At 46.1% G+C, this 13,538-nt stretch carries 7 protein-coding genes; 1 reads left to right on the top strand and 6 read right to left on the bottom strand.

What is annotated here, in order from left to right:
• Positions 1 to 280 precede the first annotated feature (280 nt).
• Positions 281 to 5,155 (bottom strand): carbohydrate binding domain-containing protein, encoded by a 4,875-nt coding sequence (locus G589_RS0116385; RefSeq protein WP_026522898.1) that lies wholly within the window; start codon positions 5,153 to 5,155, stop codon positions 281 to 283.
• A 178-nt stretch (positions 5,156 to 5,333) separates the two neighbouring features.
• Positions 5,334 to 5,756 (bottom strand): hypothetical protein, encoded by a 423-nt coding sequence (locus tag G589_RS0116380; protein WP_026522897.1) that lies wholly within the window; start codon positions 5,754 to 5,756, stop codon positions 5,334 to 5,336.
• Between the two features lie 107 nt (positions 5,757 to 5,863).
• Here G589_RS0116380 and G589_RS0116375 point away from each other — a divergent pair, with 107 nt between their 5' ends.
• Complete coding sequence (locus G589_RS0116375; RefSeq protein WP_035776445.1) at positions 5,864 to 6,769, top strand: DMT family transporter; 906 nt, start codon at positions 5,864 to 5,866, stop codon at positions 6,767 to 6,769.
• A 5-nt stretch (positions 6,770 to 6,774) separates the two neighbouring features.
• Here G589_RS0116375 and G589_RS0116370 read toward each other — a convergent pair whose 3' ends face one another.
• From G589_RS0116370 to G589_RS0116355, 4 genes are all read right to left on the bottom strand, one after another.
• Positions 6,775 to 7,644, bottom strand: coding sequence for a sugar phosphate isomerase/epimerase family protein (locus G589_RS0116370; protein ID WP_026522895.1), 870 nt, complete (start codon positions 7,642 to 7,644; stop codon positions 6,775 to 6,777).
• Positions 7,644 to 8,948, bottom strand: coding sequence for a glycoside hydrolase family 1 protein (locus G589_RS0116365; RefSeq protein ID WP_026522894.1), 1,305 nt, complete (start codon positions 8,946 to 8,948; stop codon positions 7,644 to 7,646). The genes G589_RS0116370 and G589_RS0116365 overlap by 1 nt, the downstream gene beginning before the upstream one ends.
• A 95-nt stretch (positions 8,949 to 9,043) precedes the next feature.
• A complete protein-coding gene (locus G589_RS0116360) occupies positions 9,044 to 11,305 on the bottom strand; it encodes an alpha-L-rhamnosidase (RefSeq protein WP_026522893.1) in 2,262 nt (753 codons plus the stop codon).
• 14 nt (positions 11,306 to 11,319) lie between these two features.
• Positions 11,320 to 13,533: a glycoside hydrolase family 2 protein gene (locus G589_RS0116355; RefSeq protein ID WP_026522892.1), complete on the bottom strand. Its 2,214-nt coding sequence runs from the start codon at positions 13,531 to 13,533 to the stop codon at positions 11,320 to 11,322.
• Positions 13,534 to 13,538 lie beyond the last annotated feature (5 nt).

The raw sequence follows: 13,538 nt of genomic DNA, 5'->3' as shown, positions 1-13,538 counted from the left end.
AACTTAAGGAAATAGCCGACGAACAGCTGAAGCTATTGGCGGCATAACGCTGATTAACACCTAAAGGTAATTTACACACAAAAAAGGACTTGACCTGTCCCAGACATAGAAATATAGCTATTTGCCACATACTTCAGCTAGAGATAGCTCTTTGTGCAAGCTTTTTTCATGTCCCGAAGGCAATAACCCGCACTTCTGCCACAGATTTCACCAAGCATATTAGTTTTAATAGCAAAACCAGCCACTAAGCATCAACATTGATAATAGTGGCTGGATATCTTTATCTAATTCTCTTTCTTATAATGAATACTGCTAATGCAATGATCATCAGAACTGCTAATGTACTTACCGGAATTATAGGAAAAGAGCTGTCTGATGGCTCAACGTTATTGAATGAAGCCTCAGGTACTTCTTCCTCCTGGATATTGATTCCCTCAACTGCATCAGCTTTCTCCTCAGAATTCTGCACGTTCTCCTGCATATTGGTCTCTTCAGCCAATTCTTCATCTGATGTAGATGCCTCTTCCACAGAATCTGCCAACGCTACAGGCTCATCATCAATCGTTGTCTGAGCTGTGCTCGGCTTTGTGCCTGGCTTTGAAGTCTGCTGCGTACTCTGCTTCTGGTCCTGAGTAGATGATGAAGTCTTGCTTGATGCCTGTACATTAGTGGTAGTCTTAACTGATGCCTGTTCATCGGTCACCTGAGCAGTCTGAGCTTGATTAGGCGATGTATGGGGTGCACTCTCCTGCTCGTTACCGGAATTTGTGCTTCCGCCATGCTGCTCACTTCCACCTGAACTTTCACTCTGACTTCCGCTTTGACTTGGCTGTCCACTTTCTTGTGAGTTCCCTGCTGATTCTGATTCTCCTATATTTCCTGCTTCTCCGGATTCACCTGTCTCTCCTGCTGCATCTCCGGATTCGCCTGTTTCTCCTGATTCAACTGGCTCTCCTGACTCACCGTTCTCTTCAGGTTCCTCGCTCTCAAGGCTCTTCATAAGATACAACTTCACATCCCCAACAGCAAAAGTCACTCCATTGGCGTCAACAGGCGCATTCACATAATACTTGACCGTAACCGTGTTATTCTCAACAGTGATCTTCTCCCCAAGGAGCTGATCCTCTACGATCTGGTCCGCAGTATCGATCGGCAGGGATCTTACTTCACTATCCCCTGATATCAGCGCCATTACTGCGCTGTTCATGTTACTCTTTACTTTTATATCGTTTGAGAGCGCGTATACTCCATTTGGAATATCCGTAACAGTATAGGAAAACTCAGCTTCATAGCCATCCTGAGACCATGCCACCAGCCTTCCGCTTTCAAGCCATGGAGAAAATCCTTCAAAAGTCCAGCCTTCCACGCCTTTTTCTTCGAAGTCCCAGCTCCAGATGATATTGTCATACTTCTCTTCTTCCGGACCGTCATTGGCTTCAAGGTGCAGCTTAACTGCATATTCCGCACTCTCAGCCACTGCTTCACCGTCAGGATAATAGATTCCTGCCTTGAGGCCGAGTGCATCCGTGTTATAGAGCCCTAAATCCTCAGTGAGCTCATAACTCCAATTTCCATCAGCATCTACAGGTACATTAAACTTCTTATCACCAACCGTTACAGTCACATACTCCACATAAGATGCACTACCGCCAATACTGTAAGGAAATTCTGTAATCTTCTCAGAAGGCTCATCCATGGAAATTCCGGCGCCTGACGCCAGATCCTCAGCGAAATTGGCGCCCTTAAGGTCATCCGCATAAAACGTTCCGCTGGCTACCTGTCCGCTCTGGTTTGTATAGATCGACACCGACTTAAGATTCTGCGAACTGTCGATCGGCTGAGGTGTTCCCGATGTTGCCCAGTCAGGCTGTATGATCTTGCTAAAGGGCATGTACATGATCATCGGCCCCTTGCCTGTCATATAACCCGTGTAAGCGTAAGTTGATGTATCAGTCTCCATCTGGACTTTGATCTCGTTTCCTGAACCGTCGGAATCAAGATACATTGTGAATCCGTCATATCCGCTGAGATTCAGCATATCCATGGTCTTGGTTGCTCCGGCATAACCCGTTCCGCTATAGTCGTAGTCAACCCTGAGCCCATATGAACCCTCATATTTGTTGCCTGAATCCAGTGACAGATTAAAAGTTCCGCCGTTTGTATTTCTCGAATATGCCTGGTTCAGCAGTGTATTTGATCCGCTGTAGCCCTCAAAATCATCCACCTTTGTAGATGAACTTGCATAGACACTGTCAATATATACTCTGCTGCTTTCTCCGCCAAATGAGTACTCCAGGCCGATTCCGTAATTGCCTGTATATACATTGGCAGAATCCAGCATAATAGCGCCATCTGCACCGGCTGAACCATCATTGTTTGCTATGACAAACTCAGCTCCGCTGACGCTTCCCCAGTTGAATTCGCCGCTCTTGTCAATTGCAAGCTTATTCATCTGAGCAGCGCCGCTCAGAGCAATCTTTTCACTTGCCCAGACTCTGTTCTCACTATCCCTAAGTCTTACCTGAAGCTCATTACCGCTTCCGTCAGGCTTCACCCACAGATATATGCTGTCAAACGCGCTGTAGTCTTTGCCTGATAGCTCTTTTGCAAAAGAGATCTCACCTTCCCCGCAGGTTATGCTGTAAGCAGCATTCAGACTCGCATCTGAACCCGTGTAATACTCTCCGTCTTCGATGGTGTTTGAAGGTGCCGAATCAGCAAGAGGGATCATCTTTCGTCCGCTTGAGATCTCAACGAGCTTTACAAATACCTGCCCCTGGCTGTTTTCCGGAACTGTAACCCTTATAACTCGCACAGCTCCCGAAACGTTAAGGTCTCCGTAAACCACGCTTGTAGCTTCGTCCCCTTCTACTGCCGAGAGCTCTTTTGCCTCCTTAAAAGTCACACCGTCAAAGGAGTACTCAACTACCGCCCTCATGCCATCTACTGCCAGTGTGCTCACGCGGAAAGCATTGATATCATCGCCTGTCTTGTAAACGATTGATCCGCTCTCTGCGCCTGATGTAGTAAGGCCTCTCAAAGCGCCTTCGTCGGCAAGCACCAGGTTATCGCTCTTTGAAACATAGTATTTGGGAGCATCCTCCCCGAAAGCAGAATCCTGTATCATTACATTGGTTCTCACTGCATCCGAAGCAGCCAAATCTCTGTAGGACTCGCCATCATTCTTGTAGGTGATCTCAATACTGTCCAGCTTGCAGCTGCTGTTTCCCTGAAGATAAATCCTGCTGTAGTAGTAATTTCCTGTTGAAAGAACTGAAGATGCGCTATAGAGCGTCGTTCCAGCATCATGAGTAAGCCCAGCCTCTTCAAAAACGATTCCGTCCTTGGAAACCATGAGCCTTGGCGCTGCACCTTCCGCTACAGCTTCGATTCGCACTTCATCCACGGGAATCCTTGATGAGTACTCGATATAACCTTCTTCTGCACTCTTATTCACGATTGAACTGCTGGAATACTCTATGTTTGCAGAATGATCGCTGCTGTAAGTGCGCCTGATCTCAGTGGGATTTGGGTCGCTGCTGGAAACTGCGATCAGGTCCAAATTGTCTTTTACCACGTGCTTAACATTGTCTACTACCACAATGTTAGACCATGGGCCGACTCCGGATTCATTGCATGCCCTGATCCTATATGAATAGGTAAGTCCATCAAGGGCTGTCTCGTCATGGAAGCCTGCGATGCAGTCGTGGGCCTTATCCTCCCAGTTCCTACCGGAGTCATAGATGTAATCCTCTTCTCCTGCCACAGTCACGAAAGCATCAGAGTTCTGGTCTGTCACACTTCCTTCCGCCCTCTGGATCTCGTACCACGCGCCTCCGACAACGCCTCGCCACTTGATATCGCCCACAGATCCTCCGGCAAAAGAGCTGTCGTGGGAAGTGCCGTTTTCTGAATAAAGAAGGGGTGCTTCCTCATCTTCAGGCGCCGGAATCGGGATATTCTTAGCCTCTTCGTAACTTGAAGCCTTACCGTTCACTATCTGTGCATAGGCATATATTGAGCGGATTATCTCAGTTTCTCCGTAATAATTTCCCGCCTCGAAACCGGGCCAGTGGTAGGAAGCCCAGTAACCATCCTCATTGTGGAAGTAGTAGCCAAATCCGTCCTTGTGGGCTCTAAGACTCCACATCATGATTCCGTTGGTGTCATTCTCAATGCCCTTCTGGAATACATCGATACAGGGCTGCGCAGTAACCTTTGCACCAAACTCGCCCAGTATAAAGGGCTTTCCTGCATTGTGGGCATCTCTGGTATCATCTTCGCATCTCTGTGCGTAGTTGCCCTCATAGTAGTGCGCGCCAAGGATGTCTGCCAGATTGTCAGAACTGAGAGACATAGGGGACATGGACATTCTGCCGTCCAGCACAAGGTGATTTGAATCGATGCTCTTTACATGGGCAACGACCTCGTTAGTCCAGGCGCTGAGCTCCTCGTCCCTCTCGACCTGGCTTCTGTTACCTATCTCATTTCCTGTTTCCCAGCACAGGATCGCCGGATCATCCTTGTACATGACCCCCGTAACCGAATTGGTTCTGTTAAGCAGATGTGTGATCATCTGTTTAAAGAGATCCATGCACCTCTCACTGCTGTAGAACCTCCATGCCCAGTCCTGAAATCCCGACTGTGACGGTGCTTTCCCGTCTGACTCCCCCGCAAGCCAGACGTAGCCGTCCATTCCGCCTATCCAGTGCCAATGATCAACAAAGGGAACGATCACCCTGATCCCATACTGATTTGCTTTGGCCAGCACATCATCAAGCATGTTCAGAGCATCTTCATTAAAGGTTAGATTGCCCTCGCTATCAACGCCTGTAACATACGCTGTTGCGCTGTTCTGCCCGTTAAACACCGGAATTGTATAGGTCCTTGTTACATTTCCTCCCATTGCCCTGAAGGTCTTCATGGCATTTGCATGTTCCCAAGGTGTATCACTCGTTGCCTGCGGATAGTTCAAAGATACGAACCTCAGCTCATTTTCCCCGTCCATGAGCTTTGTACCGGACACTGTGACATAATTAGAAAAGCCTGCATTACCTGGTGGCTCAGCAGCTGCAACCATGTAAGCAGGCATTGCAGATGTGAAAATCAGGCCGGCTGATACAATTAGTGACAAAAGTCTTTTCTTCAGCTTCATATAATCCTCCCTTACAAAGTAATTGTTTTTGTAAGTTAAATTATATTTACCGGCTAAATTACTACATCTCTTATTCTTGCGTTCTATATTCTATTCTTGCTAAAACCCCGATTTTCTCTGTTTTTACCTAATTACCTTCTCTATACTTGTGTAAATTTACCTAAATGATGATTAAATATCATTTGATATAGTCTTTTACATTCAGAGTCTCTTCTGTGCGCTGCTCATCATCAATGATGCCCGGAACCTGCTCTGTTACGTAGGTATCGCCTGTCTCAGGGTTAACGTAATAGCGGATCAGTGCACCTGTGTAAGCTCTGTAAAGAACTACAATCTCGCCGTTCTCATTTGTGCTGGCTTCCCAGTAGAGAGTGTAATCGTCTGAACCTTCCATATTTGCCAGATCAGGGAAAGACTCTATGCAGTAATCATGGATTGCCTGAGTTGCCTGTTCTTCTGTGATCTTGTCAACTTGAACGCTCTCCTCTGCTGCAGGAATCTCTTCAACCTGTAAGCTGCTTGTCTCCTCTGTCTTAGTACCGCATGCAACAAGGCCAAGGGCCATAACACATGCAAGCATAACTGCGAATTTCTTTTTCATAATACATTCCACCTCAAATTTCATAACGATTCTATGTTACTACCATTTCTCCAAAACAAATCTAAAAGTATTCTAAATTCTTTGCAATCTGCTATAATAGGCCTGTTATGGAAAAAATTCGAGAATCTCAGATTAAAAATTCATTACTGCTCCTGCTGGCATCTATCGTTTGGGGAGCTGCCTTTGTAGCTCAGTCCGTAGCAGGCGACAGGGTCGGTACTTTCACTTTTAACGGAATACGCTTTATTATCGGCGGAGTATGCCTTCTTCCATTTCTTAGAGGGCATAATATAACGCCTTCAAAGATCCCTTTTAATAAGCTCCTTGGAGGCGTAATATGTGGTCTTGCTCTGTTTTTGGCATCCACCTTCCAGCAGGCCGGAATCGCACTTGGCGCCGGCGCCGGTGAAGCGGGCTTTTTGACAGCCTGTTATATCGTTCTGGTCCCGATTATAGGTCTTTTCATCGGCAGGAAATGCAGTTTCTGGCTCTGGCCGGCTGTAGGAATTGCCCTTGCAGGTCTTTACCTTCTCTGCAATCCTTTTTCCGGCGGCAGTTTTTCAATATCAACCGCAGACCTGGCACTCCTTATGTGCGCTCTTTTATTCTCGGTGCAGATCCTGTGCGTTGATCACTACGCTCCCATCATGAGTCCCGTTGCACTTGCGTGCGTTCAGTTCTTCGTAAGTGGCGCAGTTTCACTGATTGCAGCGTTTATATTTGAATTTATGCCTGATCCTTCTGCCTGGATCAGCTCTTTATCTGCGCCTTCTTCCTGGATAGCCATCCTCTATACAGGTATCTTTTCCTGTGGTGTAGGCTACACTCTGCAGGCTGTTGGCCAGCGCGGCTTAAATCCAGCCCTCGCATCCCTCATCATGAGCCTTGAATCCGTATTCTCATCGGTTTTCGGCTGGCTGATACTCCATCAGCTGATGTCGGGAAAAGAGATCACAGGCTGCATTTTAATCTTTTCTGCAGTCCTTCTGGCTCAGATTCCGTCGAAGTCCTGAGGTTTTTAGGACATCAATTTATGTTTATTGAACCATTCTGCACTTACGATAAGGCTCTTTACAGGATCATTGTCGATCCAGTTCTTATGGGTCTCCAAAACAATCGCTTCCACTTTGGAAGTTGCCCGTACATTTTCCAAAATAGTACCAAGGGCCATATTCCCTGTTCCGAGTTCAGCAGCATCTTCCTTAAGGATGGGCGTAATGAAAGGCCCCTTCTTTCTGCATCCCCTATCATTTATGTGCCACATCACCATCCTGTCTGACAGCTTGTCTACCAGGGCAGTAACATCAGCGCCACCATCTGCAATCCAATATGTATCAAGTTCAAAGTTTACATACTGAGGGTCTGTGTTTTCGATGATCACATCATATGCAGTTTTATCTTCTGAGATCTTCTGCAGTTCTACATTGTGATTATGATAAAGCAGTTTTACTCCATAGGGTAAAAGAGCTTTTCCCGCATTGTTCAGGCGCTCAGCAAGCTTTTTTACCTCAGATGCATTTCCGTAATCAAACCTGTACATACCGGTTATAACAACGGTGTTCGTCCCAAAGCTCAACGCTTCCTTAGCAACAGCTTCCGGATTTTCTTCAATACTGTTAAGATAACTGTGCAGGCTTATGACTTTCAGTCCGCTCTCTGAGATCAGCTTCTTCCAGTCAAGTTTTCCGCCATTCCCCGTGGGCATACCGGCAAATTTAGTAAGTAACTTCACAATAAAAGGCGTTGGCTTGATCATGAAGTCATTAAGTTCAATGCCATCATATCCTGCACTTTTAATAGCTTTAAGCGTGCTAAGTGCACTCTCATAGCTATTGCATCTGCTACCAATCATTATCTGTTGCACACCCGTCAGTACTGTGTCTTTCATTATTTCAAATAGCCTCCAAGATGCTTCAAACTGGGCTTTGGTGCCCTGATCTGTGTTTTCCTGTCAACAGCGCAAAGACCAAATGTAAGCGCATAACCTTTCTGCCACTCAAAATTATCGATAAGTGACCAGTGGCAGTATCCGATGACAGGAATTCCATCATTTATACAGCTCTGAACACCCTCAATTGCCTTGTCGATAAACTCAACTCTCTGCTCATCATCTGCTGTTGCAATTCCATTTTCGGTAACCATGATCGGAACATTTGGCATCTCCTCATGCACGCGTCTTATTACATGCTCAAGAGCCTCAGGATATACTTCGTAATCCATCTGTGTCATTGGTGTTCCCTCGGGAACAGGCACAATTCCATCTGGGCCGTAAGTAGTTCTTGTATAATTCTGAAGTCCAAAGAAATCATCATCCTTGATATAAGGAATGTAATGGCTAAACTCCTCATTCCAGTCGCTGTCTGCGCGCTCCTTGCCACCTTCTATGAACTGGCAGTCGTGCAGGGAAAGCGTAATACCAACCTGAATATCCGGATTAACAGCCTTGATTGCTTCCTTGGCTGCCTGATGCGCCTTTATAACTATCATATCGCCATTTGCATCTGTTGCAGAAACAAATGTATGCGGCTGAGGATCTCCGAATACTTTGGCATTCTCCATTGCTGCCAGCTTCATTTTCTCCATTGGATCAGAGAGATTAAGTCCGACCTGAACCTGTCCCTCCATGGAGTCACCATCGCTTTTAGCTGCATTTGCCATCTTTGCCATCATCTGCTTCTTAAATCTCTCCATGAGAGCTCCGATCTGAAGTCTCATGTTAGCCTCATTTATGGTGCAGATATACTTTATCTCGCTTCCAAGCTGCTTAGTGACATATCCGGCATAGTTGGCAAAAAGCTCCACAACCTGCTCATTGTCCCAGCCTCCGAGCTTTATAAGCCACACTGGTGATGTGAAATGCATGAGAGTAATAACCGGCTCAACGCCATTGTCCCTGCAGCATTTGATCATCTTCCTGTAATGCTCAATCTCTTTTTCATCAAATTTGCCCTGCTCAGGCTCAATACGTGCCCATTCAACAGAGAATCTGTAGGTGTTAAGACCTGCATCCGCAAGCATCTTGATGTCTTCTTCGTATCTGTTATAGTGATCCACAGCATCCAGTGAAGGCTCAACAAACTGTGAATACTCCATATTCTCCATTACCCAGTAATCTGAATTTGTATTGTTTCCTTCAACCTGGTGGGCTGCAGTAGAAGCGCCCAGCATAAATCCGTTCTCGAACTTGTTCATTTTCCTATCCTCCATAATTGGTCCTAAGGGGGTACCGCTTGCGGTGGATTCCTTAGGACGGTCTACTGTTTTCATAACTTGCTTTACACTACCATTTAAATCTCATAACTTCCGCTTGTCAGAATTCTCTTTTCCCCGCCCGGGAGCTCCAGCTCTGCTTCCATTCCTTCAGGAATTTCAAAGTGGTAAGCAAAAGTATTCGAGTTCTCAATATATCTCCATTCGGATACTATGCGCCCTTTAGGCGAATCATAATAGCCCTTTGCAAACTTAAGTCTCTCATCCGGCACCGGCTTTATCAGGACTTTGTCAAAATCGTATCTGATTCCCAAGACACCGGACAAAAGCCATCCGGAAACAGCTCCATAGGAGTAGTGATTCAGTGAATCATGGACAGTGCCGTCTTCTCTGACGCCATCCCAAGTCTCCCAGATAGTGGTAGCACCTTTCTCCACTGCATAGAGCCACGAAGGATAGCTTTTTTGCAACAGCAGTCTGTATGCAGTATCCACATAGCCGTAATCAGCAAGCACACTGCACAGGAAAGGCGTTGAAAGGAAGCCCGTATTAAGATGATAGTCATTTTTTACTACCAGCTCATTTAAGTCCTTAGCAGCTTCCACTGCCTCTTTTTCAGGTAAAAGACAAAACGCAAGAGGCCTTACGTACTCGCACTGCCTGTCAGACTTTATATGCCCGTCTTTCAGAACCAGATATCTGTATGCTTCTGTGGCCTTTTCTGAGATTTCTTTGTACTTATCCGCATCGGCGCCATTTCCGAGAATCTCTGATATTTTGGCGAGAATCCCCGATGAATATGCATAGTAAGCTGTTGCCACTTCAGGCTGGCCATCCTTGAAAGCAGCCATCATAGTCTTCATAACGTCTGCTCCTGGCTCGCACCACTCACCGTAGTCCATTCCGGTGTCGATGATGTATTTTCTGTAAGGGTTCTTTCCAAAACGGTTCTTGAGCTTGCTCTTTCCTGCTCTTCTTCCGAGAAAATCCACCCACTTCTTCATCATTTCATAGTTGTCTCTAAGTATCTGCTCATCGCCATATATTCTGTACAGATTCCAGGGCACAAGAACCGCCGCATCGCCCCAGCCAACAGAAGCTGAAAACATCTCTGCTATCTTGCCCGGATTTGAGTTCTTGGGACAGATATACGCCATCTTACCGTCGGAGTGCTGCCCTATCCTCACGTTTGCAAGCCATTTCTCGTAAACTCCCCTGCAGTCCATCAGGTACGCACCGGTCCTCACAAAGACCGCTGCATCGCCTGTCCAGCCTGCTCTCTCTCTTGTCGGGCAGTCGGTCGGTATATCGCAGAAGTTCGACTTCATGGACCATACGCTGTTTGCAAAGAGCTTATTAACCGCATCCACGCCACATTCAAAGCCTGCTGTTTCCTTCATGTCTGAATAAACAGCAATGCTCTTTATTTGGATGTCAGACGGCAAGATATCACCCGTTATCTTGGCATATCTGAATCCAAACATCGAAAAATGCGGTTTAAACTCATTTCTTCCGCTCTTGCAGATATAGTTTATTTCCTGTTTTATTCCGCCGGATTTGTTCCTGTCTCCGGGCTGGAAATTACTGATCGTGAAGTTTCCGTTTTCATCCAGGGTTTCACCGTGGACGAGACAGATCTTCTCACCGCCTTTGGCGTTCTCTACCACAAAGGACGTATAACCGGCAAGGTTCTGGCCGAAATCAAATACGCTCTCTCCGCTCGGAGTAGTGATGAGCCTTCCTTCAAACACCTCATGCTCAGTGATAAATGGCGCCTTCTGGGCTGTCAGATTTCTTTTGTCAAAAGACATCTCCACGGCCTTATGCCACTCACCAAAGCCCGCACCGGCATCACAGGTCTCTCCCAGCTCAAGGTCTGTAAGCTTTATGGGCCCGTTTTCACAGGCATCCCAGCTGCAATCCGTGACAAGTATCGGATTCTCCATGTCTCCATCGCCAATCACTGCGCACAGAAATGAAATATCCTCGCCGTAGAGGTTTCTCACGCCGTCAATTCCGTTGCATCCTCTGTACCAGCCATCACCCAGCGTTACAAAGATCTCGTTTTCACCGGGCTTTAGCACTTCAGTGATCTCATACTCCTGATACTGAAGCCTTTTATCATACTCATCACATCCCGGTGTCAGACGTGCATCCGTGATACTCCGGCCATTTATAAGTATTTCATACAAGCCGTGAGCTGTGGCAAATATCCTGACCTCTCCCTCTTTATAAGAGAATGTGGTCCTTAAATATCCTGCTCCCTTTCTCTTATCAGGTTCTGTCTCGGTTTCAGGTGATATCCACTTTGCTTTTTCAAAAATCTTAGCCGCTTCCATTTAACACCTCTGTTTTAGCGCTTTTTGATATTCATAAGAGCATTTGAAAGTGCCTTAATCTCGTCGGATTCTATATCCATTCCGCCCTGTTGCAGGAGCTTCTTAAGGGGCTGGCGGGCGATCATCTGCTGCATTGCTTCTGAAATCTCTACGCCTTCTCCCATTCCGCCTGCTGTTCTTGATGTCATTGCAGCCATCATCCTGTCGAGAATTGCTTTTCCTTCAGGTGTGGCCTGAATCTCTGCCATTGTACTTGAAAGGGAGAGATATCCCTCTTTTTCCTCAGGCTCATCTGCCTTATCAAACCAGTTTCGTACCTTCTTATCCGGTGCGAAATATGCCGAATTAGGCTCGGAAACCTTTGTTATCTCCATCTCATCCGAAAGTTCTCCGCTCACAGCCTTTATGGTGTGAACTCCGCTAATGGGAACATTAAACTTAAAGACATGCTCTCCGCTTGCGTTTCCTACTTCTACGCCGTCAACAAAGAGAGTTACGGACTTTTGGTTTGAATATACCTTAATCTCTGTGTTATCCTCGATGCGGTCGTGATATCTTTTTCCGCAAAGATGGATGAAAGGCTCATCTGACCACCATGCTTTATAAATGTAATAGGCGTCTTTCTTCTGCTTTCTGTCAAAGGTGATGACACCCTTGTGGTTTTTGCCCGGATCTCCTGCCTCATCTCGTCCTGCTGCAGCAAATTCAAACATATTCCAGAGGTATGTTCCCCAGATATATGGACGGGTGCTGAACATTTCAAGCATATGCTCGTGATAAACAGCCTGATAACTCTCTGTATAATCTCCTTTTTCAGGCCTTGGAGACTGAAGCGTAATTACTGAATCTGCACCATACTCCGTAAGTCCTATTGCCACATCGGGATGCTGATTATGGAAATCGTCAAACCACTTGTCATTGTCCTCCATCTCGCCTACATACCAGCCATAGTAGAGGTTGTAGCCACGAATATCAGGCAGTGTTACAAGAGGCGAGTCTGTCTCAAGAAGGAACAGATTTGCCATGGCAGAATATCTGATAGGATCCATCTCGTGGACAATATCGTTTAATATCCTGTGATTCTCCAAAAGGTCTTCAGTTACGCCTTGCAGAGATATTTCATTTGAAAGTGCCCAGCACATTATTGATGCATGATTGTAATTCTGGCTTATCAGCTCTTTCATCTGGGATATGGTGTTCTCTCTTCCACTGTCCATATGTACGGTAATATATGGAATCTCAGCCCATACCACTATGCCCTTTTCATCGCAAAGATCATAGAAGTACTGATCGTGCTGATAGTGTGCAAGCCTTATGGAATTGGCGCCCATGGAGAGGATGAGATCAATGTCCTCATTGTGCATTTCTTTTGTCAGTGCATTGCCAACTCCTGCCCTGTCCTGATGTCGTGAAACGCCTCGAAGCGGATAGCTTTCTCCGTTGAGGAAAAATCCTTTATGAGGATCAACATGAAACTGCCTTACTCCAAACCTGTCATAGATTCTGTCACACTCTTTTGTTCCATCCAAAAGAGTTGCTGTTATGTTGTACAAGAACGGATCCTTGAGACCGTTCCATAAATGTGGCTCTTTTATCGTGATCTTACCGCAGGCTACATATCCACAGGATGCATCCTCTGCCGGAACCACCTCAAACTCCTGCTCTGTTACACCATCTATTGATATTCTTACGCGATCTCCGCCGCTCGTGTATGCCTTTATTTCAATTTCAGCTTCATTTCCGTTTAGTCTTGGTGTGACGTACAGCCCTTTTCCACCATAATAGTCCATATCAAAGTGCTTTTCATCCACAACCACAAGATAAACATCCCTGTAAATGCCACCGTAGAAAGTGAAATCCGCTTTCTGTGGATACACTCTTGTATTGGGCTCGTTGGAAACAGAAACTACCATCTCATTTGAGTCTGAAAGTGCCTCTGTAATGTCTGCCCTAAAGCAGGAATATCCGCCATCATGGCTCGCAACCTCACGGCCGTTTAAAGCAACTTTTGCAGAGGAGTTAGCGCCGCGAAATTCCACATACGCCCGCTGTCCTTCTTCCATTACCAGTCTTTCAAATGTCTTTTTATAAAGGCAGGTTCCTCTGTAATACTGCTCTGGACCTGTCTGTCCATCAACTGCATTCCAGGTATGAGGAAGAGTTACACTCTTGCTCTTTCCCTCTTTTTCAAATATCCAGTTATCATTCCAAAGAATTGTTGTTCGCATGCTTC

Source organism: Butyrivibrio sp. VCB2001 (genome assembly GCF_000423965.1).
Taxonomy (GTDB): Bacteria; Bacillota; Clostridia; order Lachnospirales; family Lachnospiraceae; genus Butyrivibrio.
This window is presented reverse-complemented; position numbering and strand designations above follow the sequence as displayed.

Excerpts from the sequence above, each read along its gene's own strand:
- G589_RS0116385 (WP_026522898.1), bottom strand. The coding sequence starts at position 5,155 with ATGAAGCTGAAGAAAAGACTTTTGTCACTAATTGTATCAGCCGGCCTG.
- G589_RS0116380 (WP_026522897.1), bottom strand. The coding sequence starts at position 5,756 with ATGAAAAAGAAATTCGCAGTTATGCTTGCATGTGTTATGGCCCTTGGC.
- G589_RS0116375 (WP_035776445.1), top strand. The coding sequence starts at position 5,864 with ATGGAAAAAATTCGAGAATCTCAGATTAAAAATTCATTACTGCTCCTG.
- G589_RS0116370 (WP_026522895.1), bottom strand. The coding sequence starts at position 7,644 with ATGAAAGACACAGTACTGACGGGTGTGCAACAGATAATGATTGGTAGC.
- G589_RS0116365 (WP_026522894.1), bottom strand. The coding sequence starts at position 8,948 with ATGAACAAGTTCGAGAACGGATTTATGCTGGGCGCTTCTACTGCAGCC.
- G589_RS0116360 (WP_026522893.1), bottom strand. The coding sequence starts at position 11,305 with ATGGAAGCGGCTAAGATTTTTGAAAAAGCAAAGTGGATATCACCTGAA.
- G589_RS0116355 (WP_026522892.1), bottom strand. The coding sequence starts at position 13,533 with ATGCGAACAACAATTCTTTGGAATGATAACTGGATATTTGAAAAAGAG.